We start from the raw sequence: 17106 nt of genomic DNA on the forward strand, positions 1-17106 counted from the left end.
TCACTTCTTTGCGTGAATACATGCGGATTGGCTCAGATTTCAAAGCTTTCTTCTGAAAGGAATGTCGACTGCAGCTTTTTTTCGGGGAGAAGGAGGGACACATTCCATCTGCCGGAAATGTGCTTCTTGATCGAAGCATTTACGTCATCGATCGTGAGACGGTCTATCCGCGCAATCAAGTCTTCTAGAGAATCAGGCTTTCCGCAAATCACTACATCATCCAGGAATCTGCTGAGAGTCAGGAGCGTTCCTTCCGTGGACATCAGGAGTTTGCCCCTCGCCCTTTCTTTTCCGTAGTTGAACTGTGCTTCCGTTGCTCCATGGACGATCAGCCTATCCATTTCCTTTTTCAATGAGCTTACAAGATTATCGAGGTTCTTCGGACTTGTGGTGGCATTTATCATAATGGCTCCAGAATCAGAGTAAGAAACAAACTCCGAACTAATATTGTACACCATTCCCAGTTCTTCTCTAATGTTGTGAAAGAGTATGGAACTCATGCCACTGCCAAAGAGAGTGTTGAAAATCTTGAACGCATCAAAATCCGCTCTGTTTTTCCTGCCGGGGGCATCCCTCGTCAGCAAAATGTGAACCTGCTGAAGGTCCTTCCTTCTTTCGACAATCCAGAGAGGCTCGTCGGCAATCACCGGAGATTTCGCTGGAGATGTATGTCCGTTGCTCTTCATAGAGAGAAGTTTATCTTCCGCATTTCGCAGCAACTCATCGCCGTAATTACCTGAGACTGCAAAGATCGCGTTGTTAGCCACATAGTTTTGGCCGTAGAAGTTGGAGACTTTGCTCCTCTCCAGCCCTTCTATCGTTTCTTGATAACCAAGGATTGGCCTGCCAAAATCCCTATCCCAGACTTTTTCTATAGTCATGTCGTATATCCTGTCGTAGGGATCATCTTCTGCCGAGGCGATCTCCTCGAGAATAACTCCTCTCTCAAGATCAAGAGCCGCTTCATCGAAGCGAGGCGAAGTGATCAAATCAAAGAGAATTTCCAACGCTTCAGAAGCGCATGTATCTGGGACTTTCGCATAATATACTGTAGAGACTCTTCCGGTGTATGCGTTGAGACTGCCTCCGATTCTTTCGATTGGCTCCTTTATCTCAAAAGCGTTTCTTCTATGAGTTCCCTTGAAGAGAGCGTGTTCAATAAAATGAGAAACACCGCTGATGGAGTCTTCTTCATCAGCGGAGCCTACCTTCATTGCGAAAGCCATTGAGACGGTTCTCGTCTCTTCCTTTCGCTCTCCAATAATAACTGCACCATTTGGCAGTTCAAGATAGTGATTATTCATCAACTTCCTACTTTCTGTTTCGATCTCCTCGATTTCGGTCGTTTCTGGGACTAGGTCTTCTGTTGTCTCTACGCTTATCTTCGGTAACCTCTACACCTTCGAGCTTCAGACTTATCTTGCCCATTTGATCAGTCCCTGCAATCTCAACCGGAATAGTGTCTCCAACTTTGTGCTCTTTCAAGAAGTCCTTTCCGTTAGCGCCCATCTTCGAAATATGAAGAAGACCGGTCTTTCCCGGTGCAAGCTCTACAAAGAACCCGTAGGCTTCTGCTCTGGTAATCTTTCCCGTAAAGAGTTGTCCGGGTTTGACTTCAGATATTATCGCGTCAATGACCTTCTCAAGCTGGTCAAGCTTCTCTCTATTGCTTCCGACGATTTTCGCCTGGGACTTTTCGTCATCTATGAAGATAGTCGAGTCATACTCGCTAGAGAGTTTCTTTATTACCTTTCCTCCAGGCCCGATTATCTCTCCGATCTTCTCATATGGGAGGTTGATTGTTCTGATAATCGGAGCATAGTCAGAGACGAATTTCCTCGGTTCTGAGATAGCTTCATTCATAAGGTCAAGAATCTTCAACCTCGCAAGTCTCGCCTGGTCTAGTGCCTTTGTCATTATTTCGCTGGATACTCCCGAGACCTTGACGTCCATCTGGAAGGCTGTGATTCCGTCGCGTGTGCCTGTCACCTTGAAATCCATGTCACCCATGTGATCTTCATTTCCAAGAATATCGGTGAGAACGACGGTTTTCTCCGGTTCCTGAATCATACCCATTGCCACTCCCGCAACATGCTTTTCCATTGGAACTCCTGCAGCCATCAATGCCAGTGATCCAGAACATACCGTGGCCATCGAAGAGGAGCCATTCGATTCAAGAACTTCAGAGACAACCCTAATTGTGTAGGGGAAAGATTCACCTTTGGGAACGATGTTCTTGAGGGATCTCTCCGCCAGATGACCATGTCCTATTTCTCTCCGGCCGGGGCCGCGAAGCCTCTTGACTTCTCCTGTGCTGAAGGGAGGAAAATTGTAGTGAAGCATAAACGACTTAGAACCCTCTTCAAACATAGTATCGACGATCTGTTCATCCATCGTGGCTCCGAGAGTGACAATACCAAGACTCTGAGTTTCGCCTCTAGTAAAAAGAGCGGAACCATGAGCCCTTGGAAGAAGATCGAGTTCAATGGTGATTGGACGGATTTCGTTGTGTTTTCTGCCGTCCATCCTGACATCGTCTTCTATAACTCTCTTTCTCATAACTTCTTTCTCTATGTCGTGAAAGAGATCTTTTACAAAACCAGTATTCGCTTCGATCTCTTCTTCTGACCAAGTTTCCTTTGCCTTCTCAGTGAAGAGCTCGATCAGCTCGTCTCTGTATGTCTTCAGAGCTCTATCCTTGTTTTTCTTGCCGGAGGTTAGCATGATCGCGGCAAGCTTTTCTCTGTCCACCATTGCATTGAATGGTTCGAGGAAGCCCTCGGGAGCTACAGGAATTTCAGCTACCCACTTTTCTATCTCGAACTCGCTTATGATTTCCTTCTGAAAGGCCACAAGAGACTTAATCGCTTCATGAGCAGCTTCCAAAGCTCCAACCATAACTTCTTCGGAGACCTCTTTTGCCTCTCCTTCAACCATCGCGACTGCGTTCTCGGTTCCCGCAACTACTATATCGAGTTCTGATCTGTCAAGCTCTTCCGCGGAGGGGAAGATAACGTATTTTCCATCAATGTAGCCTACCTGAACTCCCGCAACGATTCCTTCGAAGGGAATAGGCGAAATATTCAGTGCCAGTGAAGAGGCCGTTATTCCCCAAATGTCGGGAGGATTATCCGGATCGGCCGAGAGAACGGTTATGATAACTTGTATCTCGTTTCTCATTCCATCGGGGAAGAGAGGCCTAATAGGTCTGTCAATTATCCGCGCAGAGAGAACCGCGTTGTCACTAGGTCTACTCTCTCTTTTTAGAAACCCCCCCGGAATTTTTCCGGCGGCATAGAACTTCTCCTGATATTCAACAGTTAGCGGTAGAAAGTCAGTTCCGGGCATTGCCTTCTCATTTCCATTTACTGTAGTAAGCAAGACTGAATCGGCATATCTCAAAACAACGGCACCGTCCGCCTGCTTAGCCATCTTCCCGTTTTCTATAACGAGTTTCTGGCCGAAGAATTCCCTTTCCCATCTCTTGTAACTCACAATAACACCTCTTTTTTCAATTCATCAAATAACCAATTATATCAGCTGTGCGAAATCCACGCAAAAAAGGAGCGGTATCCCGCTCCCAGCGATTTCTACTCTATCAACCTCTCAGCCCGAGTTTGCTTATGAGTTCAAGATATACTTCAGGCTTCTTGGTCTTTATGTATCTCAACATCTTTCTTCGTCTTCCGACAAGCTTTAGAAGTCCTCTTCTGGTATGAAAATCCTTTGGATGCTTCTTAAGATGCTCGGTAAGATGCCTGATTCTTGCAGTCAATATTGCAATCTGTACTTCGGTTGAACCGGAGTCGTTTTCGTGGATCTGGAATTCCTTTACCAATTCTTGTCTGTTGACTTCCATGTATCTGCCTCCTAATATAATCCTCATATCCAGGAATGGGCTGCGCCTCAAACCGAGAATAGGGCAAGGCAATTCTAAACCTATCAGGCATTATTGTCAACTCTCTCTTGAGTAGATTTAATTATGATGCATTATGCTCTCCGCCCAGGAAATCCGCTACCATCTTCTTTGCCGTCGGAGTAATTGCAATTCCTCCTCTGGCAGTCTCCTTAAGCTCTTCAGGCAATCTTCTTCCTACTCTTCCAAGAGAGTCTGCAACTTCTTCAAAGGGGATGGCAGACTTTATTCCGGCTAATGCAAGCTCCGCCGCGGTGAAGGCTATCGATACACCAAAAGCATTTCTCTTTACACATGGAATCTCTACGAAGCCACCAACAGGATCGCAGACTAGTCCTAGCAATGACTTCAGAGCGAGAGCGGGGGCGTTTTCTAGCGCGGAATAATCCTCAGGGTGGGTCGCATAGACAATAGCGACGGAAGCCATCGCAGTGGCAGTTCCAACTTCTGCCTGGCAGCCAGACATAGCGCCAGAAATCGATGCCCTTCTCCTGATTCTCTCCCCCACAGCTCCAGAAACAAGCAGTGCGTTTCCAAGGATGTCAAGATCAATGCTTCGATTCAGATGAAGAGAAAGGAGAGCTCCGGGGACCACTCCGCATGCTCCCGCGGTTGGACAAGCAACTATCTTTCCCATGCTTGCGTTGTGTTCTGACATCGAAAGAGCAATGCTCACTCCCGAGAAAACCAGCGGACTGAGAAATTCGGGCACATGACTTCTTGCCTTTGCATCATTATCTCCAACCCAGCCGGTAAGAGACTTCTCAGGCCTGTCGAGTCTGCTATGATAGGAACCCAGCATTTCTCTTACTAACTCTTTCGCAGTCTCTTCAGCAGCTTTCGGATCGTTCCCCGTATTCATCATATACCAATCGGAAACCACTTTATCCAGCGGAGTCCTCGAATCTTTTGCGGCCTTCACCAGGTCTTCGAATTTCATTATCATATCATTGAATCCAGCCTTTCGAGATAGGATACTTTCATGACCACCTTCAACCTCTTAATTACGCTGAGCAGACGGGCATCAGGTTCATTATCAAGTTCAACAACGCACAATGCCTCGCGCCTAAATGGATCGACTCGTGAGAGGAAGAGATTGCTGATATTCATGTCGCTTGATGAAATCTCCCCAACTATTTGTGACAGAGCCCCGGGAACATCTGCATTCAGAATCACCAGTGAGGGGTACTTTCCCGTGACATCGGTGTCAAAATCATCGATTGCAGTAATCTTAATTGAACCCCCACCAACAGACGCGCCGGTTACGCTCAGAAATATACCTCCTGCACTTCCGTTTATCCTAACTGTGTTTGGATGAAGATCGCCCATATCTTCTTCCTCAAATGTGAAGTAAATTCCCTTTTCTTTGGCAATCCGAAAGGAATCTCTTAGCTGCGGGTCGGACTCCTTTATTCCCATTATGCCGCCTATGAGGGCTCTATCGGTTCCGTGTCCCCTGAAGGTTGCATACAGGGGAGAATTGAGGACAAAACCAACCTCGGTAGGTGTTCTAGCAAAGAGGGATCTGAAGGCTCTGCCTAGCCTAGCCATACCTGCCGTATGAGAACTCGACGGACCGACAATTGCCGGCCCAATTATATCTAGCAACATCTTTCCGCCTCCAATGAAAACGCGGAACCGTAACGGTTCCGCGTCACCATATAAATAGGTCAAAGATTATAAAAGGAGCTCTTTCCTCTATACTCGGCCTGCTCACCAAGTTCTTCTTCAATCCTCAGAAGTTCGTTGTACTTTGCTATCCTATCCGTTCTTGAAGCAGAACCGGTCTTTATCATACCTGTATTAGCTGCGACGGCGAGATGAGAGATGAAAGTGTCTTCGGTCTCGCCTGAGCGATGAGAGATCACGCAAGTCATCCCGTGCTTTTGCGCATACTCTATTGTGTTTAGAGTCTCAGTAACGGATCCGATCTGATTCAACTTAATGAGGATCGAATTGGAGGATTTCTCCTTGACGCCTCTTTCGAGCCTCTTGATATTGGTCACGAAGAGATCGTCTCCGATTATTTGGACTTTATCACCAATCATTTCAGTCAATTTGGCAAAGCTCTGCCAGTCTTCTTCTGCAAATGGATCTTCCAAAGAGATTATTGGATATCTCTTTGTCAGATCTGAATAGTATTCTATTAGCTGGTCAGGAGTGAACTCCTTTCCATCGATATTGTATAGGCCCTTATCTTCATTGTAGAATTCGTTGGCTGCACTGTCGAGAGCGATCATCACTTCTTCCCCAGCCTTGTATCCCGCCGCGTCTATTGCATTGATGATGTACTTCAGTGCAGCTTCGTTGTTCTCAAAACTCGGAGCAAAACCGCCTTCATCACCTACTGCAGTTGAGTGCCCGCCATCCTTCAAGAGCTTCTTTAGATTATGGAAAATCTCTACTCCCGCTCTGAGGGCATCCTTGAAACGACTGAATCCTGCAGGAACTATCATGAACTCCTGTATATCAAGGTTGTTGTCGGCGTGTTTGCCGCCATTCACAATATTCATGAAAGGAATAGGAAGCGCTTTGGCATTGACGCCACCAAGATACTTATAAAGCGGAGTATCTATGCTGTCGGCAGCGGCTCTGGCAACGGCCATTGATACTGCAAGTATCGCATTGGCCCCCAGCTTGTCCTTGTTTTCTGTTCCGTCAAGCTCAAGAAGAGCAGCATCCACGGTGATCTGGTCAAGTGCATTCATACCGACAATCTCTGGAGCTATCACTTCGTTAATATTCTCAACTGCCTTGAGGGTTCCCTTCCCGAGGAATCTTTTCTTATCCCCATCTCTGAGCTCAAGGGCCTCAAACTTGCCTGTTGACGCTCCCGAAGGGACGATTGCTCTTCCATGACCGCCGTCATCCAACCAGACTTCGGCTTCAACCGTAGGTGTTCCCCGTGAGTCCAGAACCTCTCTCGCTATTAGATCTACAATCTGAGCGTACATTTTCCACCTCCACTAATCAGGTAAAACTACCGTACCTGTTTTCCCGCCAATTATAGCATCGAATAGATTGCCCTTGGTAAAGAAATCGATTACTCTGACTGGCAGGCCGTACCTTTGACAAATCGAAAAGGCTTCTATATCCATGATTTCAAATCTGCTCTTGATCGCCTCGGAAAATGTTGTTCTCTCAATTCTTCTGGCTTCTTCATTAGTTTTCGGGTCCTTATCATACACTCCGTCAACCTTTGTGCCTTTAATGAGAACGTCTGCTCCAATTTCCACCGCCCTTACTGCAGCGGCCGTGTCAGTTGTGAAGAACGGAAGGTATGTGCCCCCGCCAAATACAACAATCTTTCCCGTGCTAAGGGCATCTTCTATTGTATCGTACCTGTGCTCGATAAGAGACGGAATTCCTGCAACCGAAGAAATCGCAATCGCTTCAAACCCATTCATGCAGAGAGATTCCTTCAGGTAGAGTGAATTCATTATTGTGCCAAGAATTCCCAGTTCGTCGGCTCTCGAGCTTCTCATTTTGGAAAGCTCGCGACCCCTTATAATATTGCCTGCTCCGATAACTATCGCGAGCTGAATCCCCTTTTCAACTACAGGTCGGAGCTCTTCGATAAGAAATGCAGTTCTGTCAGAGTCAAATCCTCTCGCACCTTCTCCGCTCAAGACCTCGCCGCTGAGTTTCAAGAGTACTCTCCTATACATAAGCACCTCCAATAAAAAAGGTGAGCACCGGGCTCACCTTCCTAACTCAGTTTTCTGACTCTCCGACTTGCCAGCGGACGAATCTGCTGAGCTTGATGTTCTCTCCGGTCTTCGCAATAAGCTCAATAAGAAGATCATTTATCGTTTTCCCGCTTTCAAATACGTACTCCTGTTCGAGAAGACAGTTGTCTTTGTAGAAACTCTCGAGCTTGCTCTCAACAATTCTTTCAACAATATTGGCGGGCTTTCCGCTTTCTTTCATCTGCTCTGCATATATTTCCTTTTCTTTATCAATGACTTCTTGAGGCACGTGTTCTCGGGAGATGAATCTGGCTCCCATTGCTGCAAGCTGAAGAGAGATCTTATGCGCGAGTTCTTTGAATTCTTCCATTCTTGCCACAAAGTCTGTTACGCAGTTTAGCTCAAGTAGCACGCCGAGCTTGCCATTGTGGTGAATATAAGAGTAAACGAGTCCCTCGGCCGTCTCTCTTCCCGAAACCTTATCTGCCTTGAGTATACCCTTCTTTCTCAGATAGTCCTTTGCCTGGTCGAAATCACCATCTGTTTCGACTAATGCTCTCTTGCAATCCATCATGCCTGCTTGAGTGGCATCACGGAGCTTTTTTACCATATCACTGGTAATATTTGCCATCTTTTAAGTCCTCCTCCACTAAAACTCCAAGGAAAATTATAACTCAGTTGAGCCGACATTAATTTCCGCGATGTTAAGTCATCTTTCGAGTTTCTTTCTGAACTCTTCTCGTACGCAGGGCGGAACCCATTTTGAAATATCTCCCCCGAACGCCGCAATCTCCCTCACCATGGACGAAGATATGAAGGAGTTTGTGGTCTCCGTCATGAGAAAGAGGGTTTCAAGTTCAGGAAGCATTGCTTTGTTCGCGTGGGCCATCTGAAGTTCTAACTCAAAGTCAGACACAGCCCTAAGACCACGAATGACTACCTTAACATCATTTTCTCTGGCAAAATCAACGAGTAGACCGCTGTGAGTTGTTATCGTAACGTTTCTTAGATGAGACACTCCCCTTCTAACCATCCCAATTCTTTCTTCATGATTGAAGAAGTGTCTCTTGTTAACGTTTTCCATAACCAGTACAACAACTTCGTCGAAGATTTCGCTACACCTTTCGACTAAATCAATGTGTCCATACGTTATTGGATCGAAAGAACCTGGATAGACGGCTTTCATCTTCAAATAGCGCCAAGTCACTCCGGTCATTTGGAGACAGGCGCCCCTCCTTTCATAGTCTGCTACTCAGGGTTCTCAGATATTTTATAGGACCCCGGGGGAGTCTCGCTAATCTTGTCGCCGTAAATAAGAAGATTTTCAAGCGTCATGGAACCCAATTCCCTCATCATTGCGTTATATAATCTAAACCATACATACTTTACGGTGCAGTCGGGATCTTCAAGGCACTTGCCGTTCTGCTGAAGACAGGCATACGAGTTCATTGGTCGGTCGAGTTTGAGTATCACGTCTCTCAGAAGAATCTCATTGGCCGGTCTTGCCAAACAGTATCCTCCGTATCTGCCTCTTACTGCCTTTATTATTCCCGCCTGTCTCAACTCTCCGAAGATCTTCTCCAAGAAGTCTCTTGGGATCTCATTACCCTGAACGATCTCCATAAGCGAGAGCTTTTCCTTTCCTTCGCGGGCCGACTTCGCCATCTTATAAAGCGCTCTCAGTGCATAACTGCTCTTCAGCGTAAAACCCATTTCAAACCTCCTCTTAACTCTCTTCCCCGGAAGATAGAAGAGCGTTCACAAATTCCCTGCTGTCGAAAGGCTTCAAGTCGTCTTCTCTCTCTCCGACGCCTATGTATCTCACCGGTATTCCGAGTTCCTTGACGATTGCAAAGATTATTCCTCCCTTTGCCGTGCCATCGAGTTTAGTTAGCACAATTCCGGTAACGTCGACTGCCTCTTTGAACTTCTTTGCTTGCACCAGGCCATTCTGTCCAGTAGTAGCATCCAGAACAAGCAAAACTTCACTCGGAGCTCCGGGTGATGCCTTTCCGATCACTCTATGCACTTTCCTCAGTTCTTCCATCAGATTGCTTCGAGTATGCAATCTCCCCGCAGTGTCGATTATGACGACATCTTTGCCTTTGCTCACCGCATGACTTATCGCATCGAAAGCAACCGCAGCTGAGTCTGCTCCTTGACCCTGGCTGATGAAATCAACATTCGCCCTCTCACTCCAGATTCTCAGCTGTTCAACCGCAGCAGCTCTGAACGTATCACAAGCTGCGAGTACAACTTTGTTTCCTTTTCCGGAGTAAAGCTTCGAAAGCTTTCCTATTGTCGTGGTCTTTCCTGTGCCGTTTACACCTACCACAGAGACCACGTACGGTTTTGCCTGTGGAACTTCAAATGGTATGTCAAGAATTTCTATCAGCACTTCCTTCAGTACCTCTACGGGCTCCCTACCTTTCTCGGTTCTCTCTCTCAGAGCTTCAATTACCTCTTCGACAGTTTCAGAGCCCATATCTGATAGTATAAGAAGCTCCTCTATTTCTTCAATAGCATCTGCATCAAGCGTTTCGAGAGAGAGGAGCTTCTTCACTCTCTTGAAGAAACTTTCTCTTGTTTTCTTTAGGCTATCCTTTAATTCAGAAAAGATACCCATCATTCGTTCCCCAATATGCTAACTGGTTTATACACTGCCAACTCTTTCCTTATTTCTTCGAGAAGAAGGTCGAATCCTTCCTGGATACTGACTTCTAGCGGTTTCTTTTCAGTTCTGGCTTTGACCTCAACAATGCCCTGTTGAAGTTTCTTTCCCAGAGTCACTCTAATGGGAATCCCAATGAGATCGGCATCCTTGAACTTCATTCCAGGAGAGATCTCTCTGTCGTCAAGGAGAACATCGTAGCCCTCCTTAATTAGAAGCCCATATATTTCCTCAGATTTCTTCAAGACATCAGGATCCTTAGCATTTACGGCAGTTATTATGATTTCAAATGGAGTGACAGACAGAGGCCAGATTATTCCGTTTTCATCGTGCAACTGTTCAACTACAGCACTTATTGTTCGCGAGACTCCCCACCCATAACAGCCCATAATATAATGAATACTATTACCCTGATCATCGGTAACATATCCGTTCATTTTCTCCGAATACTTGGTTCCAAGCTTGAAGATGTGTCCCACCTCTATGCCTTTCACAGACTTCATAGGGATTCCGCACTTAGGACACGGATCTCCCTCTGTAACCATTTTCAAATCATGCCAGGAGTCTATCTCGAAATCACGGCCGGGAAGAACTCCATGGTAATGGTACCCTTCCTTCAGAGCCCCACAAACGGCATTCTTCAGTCCTTTAATTGTTTTGTCCGCGATTATTGTAATGTTCTTGTTAAGCCCTATTGGGCCTACAAATCCTATCGGTACACCCAGCAGGTCCATCACTTCCTGTGGCGTTGCCATTACTAGCGTTTGATCCTCAAGAGAAGCCCTAAGTTTCGATTCGTTGAACTCTTCGTTTCCGCGAATCAAAGCCATATAATAGCCCTTTCTACCTTTATATATAAGGGATTTGACGATTTCCTTTGGAGTTACACTAAGACACTCCGCCACTTCATCGACGGTTCTCGAGTTTGGAGTTGGTACCAGCTGCAGCTCTGAGATCGTTCTCTCCTGAGATTCCTCTTCGAAAAGGTATTCGGCCTTTTCGTCGGAGGCCGCATAACCGCAGTCGCAATATAGCAGTGTCGATTCTCCGTAGTCCGCGAGAACGTTGAACTCGTGAGACTCGTTACCTCCAATTGCGCCCGAATCGGCTTCAACAACCAGAAATTCGAGTCCTATTCTCTCCAAGATCTTGCTATACGCTCCATAAAACTGTCTATATGTTTCGTCAAGAGAAGTCCATGAATCGTGAAAACTGTAGGCATCCTTCATCAGGAACTCTCTTGATCTCATGAGGCCGAATCTCGGGCGAATCTCATCTCTATACTTCATCGCGATTTGATAGAGTGAAACAGGGAGCTGCTTGTACGACTTGAGTTCATTTCTAAGCAAATGAGTGATGATTTCTTCGTGAGTTGGTCCTAGCGTGAAGAACCTCTCGTGCCTGTCCTGCATTCTCATCATTTCGGGGCCATAGTCGTCCCATCTGCCCGTCTCGTGCCATAATTCTGCTGGCTGTATGATTGGCATCAGAATCTCTTGAGAACCGATTGCGTTCATCTCTTGACGAACGATCTCTTCAATCTTCTTAAGAACCCGGAGACCAAGCGGAAGGAATGAATAGATACCGGCAGCAACTTTTCTGACAAATCCACCTCTGACAAGAAGTCTAATACTTACTAGGTCGGCATCGGCCGGAGCATCTCTTAATGTTGGAGCATAAAGCCGTGAAAACCTCATCAGATCTCTCCTCTCGAAATTCAGCTAATCAGGACTAATTCAGTGAGATTATAGCATAGTTCCTGCAAGCTGTTTGACGTTTTGATATAATACAGTATATGACTTATAAGGAGGACGAGCATGAGTATTTCTGTACTTCAAGAAGAGCTCAGGGAATATGTTGAAAACGTAAAGAGAGCTGCTCGTTTCATTGAAAAGGAAGTTGAGCTGAAGCCAAAAGTTGCAGTGATTCTTGGCAGTGGGCTTGGAGATGTTTCTAATAGCCTTGAGAACGCAGTATCAATTCCTTACGATGAGATTCCCGGCTTCCCGTTGTCAACTGCTCCCGGTCATAAGGGCGAGCTAACTTTCGGGAATGCCCTCCACCACAATGTGATGCTTATGAATGGACGTTTTCATTTTTACGAAGGTTACTCCATGAAAACTGTGACTTTTCCAATAAGGATAATGCAAGAACTGGGTGTAGAAGTACTTCTGATCACCAATGCTTCGGGCGGTCTGAACCCTGATTTCGAGGTGGGGAGAGTCATGCTGATAAAAGACATCATCAACTTCATGGGCGACAATCCTCTTATAGGTCAAAATGTCGATGAATGGGGTCCACGCTTCCCGGACATGAGCGAGCCGATAGACAAAGATCTGTTGGAAAAGGCGCTTATTTCTGCCAAAGAGCTTGGTATAGGCGTCTATGAAGGAGTTTATGTAGGTGTGGCAGGTCCGAATTTTGAGACTCCTGCGGAACTCAGGATGCTGAGACGATTCGGTGCGGATTCTGTCGGCATGTCGACCGTACCGGAAGTTATAGTAGCGCGTCACGCAGGTATCAGGGTACTCGGCCTTTCTGCGATATCGGACAGAGCAGTTCCGGACGATTTGAAGCCTCTTACAGCCGAGGAGGTCCTTGAAATGGCTAAGAGAGCAGGAAACGATATAAGTAAGTTGATACTTAAGACTCTGGAAAAAATATAGGGAGAGACAATCTCTCTCCCCTGGTGGGTGCGGTAGGGATTGAACCTACGGCCTCTTCCTCGTCAAGGAAGCGCTCTTCCACTGAGCTACGCACCCGAACAAGATTGATTCTACCATCGTCTTAAGAGCGTTGTCAATACAATTAAGTCGCGAAGTTGATTTGGATTACGAAATAATACGTGCAGGTTAACGGCATTTTGAATTTATAGGCTCCATAGATTATAATTGTACTATCACACTCATCTCTATTTTGAAAGGGGGCAACATTAGTGAAAAAGATTTTGCTGGTAACACTTACTATGCTTTTCTTAGCGTTTACTGCGTTTGCAAGCGACCCAGAGACATTTGTGAATCTTACTATTGGAATGCCGGAGACTCTTGATCCTCTTCACTCTTACGATACGGCAAGTGGTGAGGCAATATTGAATCTATATGATAACTTGATTCAGTATGATGGTGAGTCTGTCACGGAATTTCTGCCAATGATTTCGACAGCGGTTCCATCAGTAGAAAATGGTCTTGTAGTAGAAGAGGCTGGAGCGCTCAAGTTTATATTCCCGATTAGAGAAGGCGTCAAGTTCCATACAGGGAATATTCTTACTCCTGAGGACGTCAAGTATTCATTTGACAGGTATATTCTTGGTGACCCGTCAGGTGGTCCGCAGTGGATGATCATTGAAGCGCTCACAGGCGGAAAGTTTGCAAGCGTCGAAGGATGGTTCGAGGACTACGCAGGAATGCCTTATTCAGAGGCTGTAGATGCAGAAAAGAATGCAACCTCCGAAGAAGCAAAACAGAAGCTGATTTCCTTCTATGAAGAAGTTGTAAGCCCAAGAGTTGCTGTTGATGGGAACAACATCGTTTTCACTCTTGATTCTGCTTGGGGACCATTTATGAGTACAATAGCCCACTTCGGGTCTTGGGGAGCCATTGTGGACTCCAAGTGGGGAATTGAGAATGGCGCATGGGACGGTAAAGCAGACGGCTGGTGGAAATGGCACGATCTCGAGCCACAGGAAAGCCCATACCATGCGGCAGCAGCAGGTTGTGGGCCGTTCAAGCTTGTTGAATGGGACACTGCGCAGCAAAAGGTCATTCTTGAGAGATTTGACGACTACTGGGCAGGCCCCGCAAAGCTTAAGACAGTCGTTATTTGGGGAATCGATGAGTTCTCCACAAGGAAGGCAATCTTTGAAGCTGGGGATGCCGACATCTGTTACTTCGGTTCTTCTTACCTTGATCAGGCAGAAGCTCTTGCCGCAGAGGGAAAAGCCGTTGTAACTAAAGGTTATCCGACTGCAAGCATCACTTCCCTTCACTTTAACTGGCTAGTTGCTGAAGGTAGCGAGTATCTAGGCAGCGGAAAGCTTGATGGAAACGGAGTTCCGAGAGATTTCTTCTCCGATATTCACGTTAGAAGAGGATTTGCTTTCTGTTATGATGGAGCTACGTTTGTTGATGAAGTACTAAATGGGAATGGGGTCCTTGTTCCAAGTGATCTTCCGCAGGGATTCCTCGGATATGACGAAACGCTTCCGCTTCCAGAGTTCAATCTCGCAAAGGCCGCCGAAGAATTCAAGAAGGCCTGGGGCGGAGAAGTATGGGAAAAAGGTTTTAAGATCCAGATCCTATACAACACCGGCAACGATGAAAGACAGACAATCGCTGAGATGCTCGCTTACTTCGTGAACATGATCAACCCGAAATTCAAGGTTGAAACCTTGGGCGTGCAGTGGCCAACTTACCTTGCGGCCCAGAGGAATGGATTCCTTCCGTTGTTCACAATTGGCTGGCTCGCTGATTATCCTGACCCACACAATTTCATTGCTACTTACTACGCAAGCTACGGAGTTTATGCATCAAGACAGGGAGTACCATTCCAGGAATGGGCAGCCGAAAATGTGGATGCAAATATAAGCAAGGCCGCAGCGTCGGTTGACAATGATGAACGATTTGCTCTCTACAGAGATGTTCAAGAGAAGGCCATTGAGGCAGCTCTTGGAATTCCGCTTTACATGCCCACGGGTCTCAATGTGAGAGCACCTTGGGTTGAAGGGTGGCATCCTCATCTAGTAAGATCTGGATTCTACTACTACCAGCTTTCGAAGAAGCAGTAATTGATATATCCCGAAGAGAGCCGGGGTTTTATTACCCGGCTCTTTTTTTGAACGGAAACATGAATTATAATAGAGTACTTCTTTGTCTTGATGAAAGAGGGGTGATACTCAGGTGACTGCTTATATAATCAGAAGGCTCCTTCTTCTGCCATTGATAATGCTAGGTGTTACTCTGATTATTTTTTCTATGATCTGGGCCCTTGGACCAGACAGGCTTCTTGCCTCATACGTAAAGAGTCCTGAAGCATTGAAGACACCAGATGCAGCAGAGAGACTGATCAAGAAATACGGTCTTGATGAACCTATGCCTGTCCAGTACTTCAAATGGCTGGGAAACATCCTTCAAGGGGATTTTGGATACTCCATGGTTGGGAAAAAAGGAGTACTCCCATCAATGCTAGAACGTTTCCCATATACTCTTGAATTGACGATTTACGCGATTATTCCCGTAATTCTTGTTGCAATATGGTTGGGAGTGATTTCTGCGGTTAATCAGAACAAATTCTTAGATCAATTCATAAGGGTCTTCGCGCTTGTGGGTTGGTCTCTTCCTGATTTTGTTTTTGGGCTTTTACTCCTGCTTGTCTTTTACTCAATTCTTGGCTGGTTTCCACCCGGGATGGTCAGCACTCAATTTGACTTGGTCATGAGGACCGCAGAATGGAAGACCATAACCAGCATGCCAACAATAGATGCGCTTCTTAACGGCAGACTTGATATATTTATCGATGCACTGAGACACATTATTCTCCCTGTTCTGACTCTTGCTTATCTTTGGTGGGCTTATTTGCTCAGAATTACTCGTTCAAGTATGCTCGAAGTTCTCAGGAAGGACTATATACGAACGGCGAGAGCAAAAGGCGTTCCTGAGAGAATAGTAATTAGAAAGCATGCAAAGAGAAACGCCATGATCCCTGTTATTACTGTTGCCGGAGGATCAGTAATGGGCTTGCTTGGAGGAACAGTCTTTGTTGAAACAATTTTCTCCAGAGTAGGAATGGGCAGATTCCTTGCGGATGCTGCGAGCCTCTTGGATTACTGGTCAATAATTGGCGGAGCTCTGTTCTTCTCATTTATTATGGTTGTTGGCAATCTGGTTGTTGATGTCTCTTACGCCCTTGTTGACCCGAGAATAAGGCTAGAGTGAGGGGGAAGCTATTGATGCCTGCAAAGAGAAAGAGTGAATTCAGAAAGATCATGAAGAAATATTGGACAAACGGAACGGCAGTTCTTGGTACTTGTCTGCTGATCTTCTTCATAATCATAGCGATCTTTGCCCCTCAGATTGCTGGTGTTAATGAAATGGGCAATAACTACCAGATCCCCAGAGTTTCGTGGTCGTCGAAACCGATAGCTCCTTCGGCCGAACACCCGTTTGGGGTTATCGGTGGGAGAGATGTTTTCTACGGTGTAATCTGGGGAACACGAACGGCTTTCAGACTGGGTTTGATCATTACCAGTTTCTCTGCCCTCATCGGTGTGATTGTTGGTTCGATCTCTGCGTACTTCGGAGGATGGGTCGACGAAATCCTCATGAGGATAACGGATATATTCTTGTCGATTCCCTTCCTGGTTGCTGCAATGGTTATGACAACGATTCTGGGCAAGGGGTTGGACAAAGTAATTATTGCTCTGATCATCTTCGGTTGGATGAGCACAGCGCGTCTTATTAGGGGAAATATCCTTCAAGCGAGAGAAGAGCAATATGTGCTCGCAGCAAAAGCTCTTGGACAGAAGGATTGGAAGATTATTATCAAGCATATCCTTCCAAACACGATCTTTCCGGTTGTCGTTCAGATGTCAATGAGAATAGGTTCTTATGTTATTACTGCAGCAGGATTGAGCTTCCTAGGAGTTGGGGCAGAACCGGGTTATGCCGACTGGGGAACGATACTTTCCTATTCAAGGAACTGGATGACGATGCTTGACCAGTCATGGTTTGCAATTGTCTTCCCCGGTACTGCCATGGTGCTCTTCGTTCTTGCATGGAACCTTGTCGGAGATGCGCTTAGAGATATCTTCGACCCGAGAATGAGAAGCTAAGGAG

16 protein-coding genes and 1 tRNA gene are annotated in these 17106 nt (G+C 46.1%); 4 read left to right on the plus strand and 13 right to left on the minus strand.

Annotation, left to right across the window (positions count from 1 at the left end; genetic code table 11):
- Positions 1-32 precede the first annotated feature (32 nt).
- From B3K91_RS05785 to B3K91_RS05840, 12 genes are all read right to left on the minus strand, one after another.
- A complete protein-coding gene (locus tag B3K91_RS05785; RefSeq protein WP_292594264.1) occupies positions 33-1304 on the minus strand; it encodes a M16 family metallopeptidase in 1272 nt (423 codons plus the stop codon).
- 7 nt (positions 1305-1311) lie between these two features.
- The gene (locus B3K91_RS05790) at positions 1312-3495 is read right to left on the minus strand and encodes a polyribonucleotide nucleotidyltransferase (RefSeq protein WP_292592164.1); all 2184 of its coding nucleotides are present in this window, start codon (positions 3493-3495) and stop codon (positions 1312-1314) included.
- A gap of 103 nt (positions 3496-3598) precedes the next feature.
- On the minus strand, positions 3599-3859 hold the full coding sequence (rpsO, locus tag B3K91_RS05795) for a 30S ribosomal protein S15 (protein WP_099829023.1): 261 nt from the start codon (positions 3857-3859) through the stop codon (positions 3599-3601).
- Between the two features lie 121 nt (positions 3860-3980).
- Positions 3981-4856: an L-serine ammonia-lyase, iron-sulfur-dependent, subunit beta gene (locus tag B3K91_RS05800; protein ID WP_292594266.1), complete on the minus strand. Its 876-nt coding sequence runs from the start codon at positions 4854-4856 to the stop codon at positions 3981-3983.
- Positions 4857-4858: 2 nt separating this feature from the next.
- Positions 4859-5527, minus strand: coding sequence for a serine dehydratase beta chain (locus B3K91_RS05805; protein ID WP_214061317.1), 669 nt, complete (start codon positions 5525-5527; stop codon positions 4859-4861).
- A gap of 59 nt (positions 5528-5586) precedes the next feature.
- A complete protein-coding gene (gene eno, locus B3K91_RS05810; protein WP_103133797.1) occupies positions 5587-6870 on the minus strand; it encodes a phosphopyruvate hydratase in 1284 nt (427 codons plus the stop codon).
- A gap of 12 nt (positions 6871-6882) precedes the next feature.
- Positions 6883-7584 (minus strand): uridine monophosphate kinase, encoded by a 702-nt coding sequence (locus tag B3K91_RS05815; protein ID WP_103133798.1) that lies wholly within the window; start codon positions 7582-7584, stop codon positions 6883-6885.
- Positions 7585-7630: 46 nt separating this feature from the next.
- The gene (tsf, locus tag B3K91_RS05820) at positions 7631-8236 is read right to left on the minus strand and encodes a translation elongation factor Ts (RefSeq protein WP_099829028.1); all 606 of its coding nucleotides are present in this window, start codon (positions 8234-8236) and stop codon (positions 7631-7633) included.
- A 78-nt stretch (positions 8237-8314) separates the two neighbouring features.
- Positions 8315-8791, minus strand: coding sequence for a pantetheine-phosphate adenylyltransferase (gene coaD / locus B3K91_RS05825; protein WP_214078636.1), 477 nt, complete (start codon positions 8789-8791; stop codon positions 8315-8317).
- Between the two features lie 62 nt (positions 8792-8853).
- Entirely contained in the window at positions 8854-9318 is a 465-nt protein-coding gene (locus B3K91_RS05830; RefSeq protein ID WP_292592167.1) for an RrF2 family transcriptional regulator, read from the minus strand.
- Between the two features lie 13 nt (positions 9319-9331).
- Positions 9332-10231 carry a signal recognition particle-docking protein FtsY gene (gene ftsY, locus B3K91_RS05835; protein WP_292592168.1) on the minus strand — a complete coding sequence of 300 codons (900 nt, stop codon included), beginning with the start codon at positions 10229-10231 and terminating at the stop codon, positions 9332-9334.
- Positions 10231-11973 carry a proline--tRNA ligase gene (locus tag B3K91_RS05840; RefSeq protein WP_292592169.1) on the minus strand — a complete coding sequence of 581 codons (1743 nt, stop codon included), beginning with the start codon at positions 11971-11973 and terminating at the stop codon, positions 10231-10233. The genes ftsY and B3K91_RS05840 overlap by 1 nt, the downstream gene beginning before the upstream one ends.
- Before the next feature lie 120 nt (positions 11974-12093).
- On the opposite strand from B3K91_RS05840, the gene B3K91_RS05845 reads away from it, so the two are divergent.
- Entirely contained in the window at positions 12094-12942 is an 849-nt protein-coding gene (locus B3K91_RS05845; RefSeq protein WP_292592170.1) for a purine-nucleoside phosphorylase, read from the plus strand.
- Between the two features lie 21 nt (positions 12943-12963).
- Here the strand turns inward: B3K91_RS05845 and B3K91_RS05850 are convergent.
- A tRNA-Val gene (locus tag B3K91_RS05850) sits at positions 12964-13038 on the minus strand.
- A 173-nt stretch (positions 13039-13211) separates the two neighbouring features.
- Between B3K91_RS05850 and B3K91_RS05855 the strand changes: the two genes are divergently transcribed.
- From B3K91_RS05855 to B3K91_RS05865, 3 genes are all read left to right on the plus strand, one after another.
- On the plus strand, positions 13212-15059 hold the full coding sequence (locus B3K91_RS05855; protein WP_213918045.1) for an ABC transporter substrate-binding protein: 1848 nt from the start codon (positions 13212-13214) through the stop codon (positions 15057-15059).
- A gap of 112 nt (positions 15060-15171) precedes the next feature.
- Positions 15172-16206 carry an ABC transporter permease gene (locus B3K91_RS05860; RefSeq protein WP_213918043.1) on the plus strand — a complete coding sequence of 345 codons (1035 nt, stop codon included), beginning with the start codon at positions 15172-15174 and terminating at the stop codon, positions 16204-16206.
- 14 nt (positions 16207-16220) lie between these two features.
- On the plus strand, positions 16221-17102 hold the full coding sequence (locus B3K91_RS05865; RefSeq protein ID WP_292588063.1) for an ABC transporter permease: 882 nt from the start codon (positions 16221-16223) through the stop codon (positions 17100-17102).
- Positions 17103-17106: the final 4 nt, after the last annotated feature.

The sequence above is a fragment of the Mesotoga sp. UBA5847 genome (genome assembly GCF_002432735.1).
GTDB lineage: Bacteria > Thermotogota > Thermotogae > Petrotogales > Kosmotogaceae > Mesotoga.

What these genes read in the sequence shown, in the direction of transcription:
- B3K91_RS05785 (WP_292594264.1), bottom strand. Translation starts at nt 1,304, where the DNA reads ATGAATAATCACTATCTTGAACTGCCAAATGGTGCAGTTATTATTGGA.
- rpsO (WP_099829023.1), bottom strand. Translation starts at nt 3,859, where the DNA reads ATGGAAGTCAACAGACAAGAATTGGTAAAGGAATTCCAGATCCACGAA.
- coaD (WP_214078636.1), bottom strand. Translation starts at nt 8,791, where the DNA reads ATGAAAGCCGTCTATCCAGGTTCTTTCGATCCAATAACGTATGGACAC.
- B3K91_RS05865 (WP_292588063.1), top strand. Translation starts at nt 16,221, where the DNA reads ATGCCTGCAAAGAGAAAGAGTGAATTCAGAAAGATCATGAAGAAATAT.
- B3K91_RS05845 (WP_292592170.1), top strand. Translation starts at nt 12,094, where the DNA reads ATGAGTATTTCTGTACTTCAAGAAGAGCTCAGGGAATATGTTGAAAAC.
- tsf (WP_099829028.1), bottom strand. Translation starts at nt 8,236, where the DNA reads ATGGCAAATATTACCAGTGATATGGTAAAAAAGCTCCGTGATGCCACT.
- ftsY (WP_292592168.1), bottom strand. Translation starts at nt 10,231, where the DNA reads ATGGGTATCTTTTCTGAATTAAAGGATAGCCTAAAGAAAACAAGAGAA.
- B3K91_RS05805 (WP_214061317.1), bottom strand. Translation starts at nt 5,527, where the DNA reads ATGTTGCTAGATATAATTGGGCCGGCAATTGTCGGTCCGTCGAGTTCT.
- B3K91_RS05840 (WP_292592169.1), bottom strand. Translation starts at nt 11,973, where the DNA reads ATGAGGTTTTCACGGCTTTATGCTCCAACATTAAGAGATGCTCCGGCC.
- eno (WP_103133797.1), bottom strand. Translation starts at nt 6,870, where the DNA reads ATGTACGCTCAGATTGTAGATCTAATAGCGAGAGAGGTTCTGGACTCA.
- B3K91_RS05830 (WP_292592167.1), bottom strand. Translation starts at nt 9,318, where the DNA reads ATGGGTTTTACGCTGAAGAGCAGTTATGCACTGAGAGCGCTTTATAAG.
- B3K91_RS05815 (WP_103133798.1), bottom strand. Translation starts at nt 7,584, where the DNA reads ATGTATAGGAGAGTACTCTTGAAACTCAGCGGCGAGGTCTTGAGCGGA.
- B3K91_RS05800 (WP_292594266.1), bottom strand. Translation starts at nt 4,856, where the DNA reads ATGAAATTCGAAGACCTGGTGAAGGCCGCAAAAGATTCGAGGACTCCG.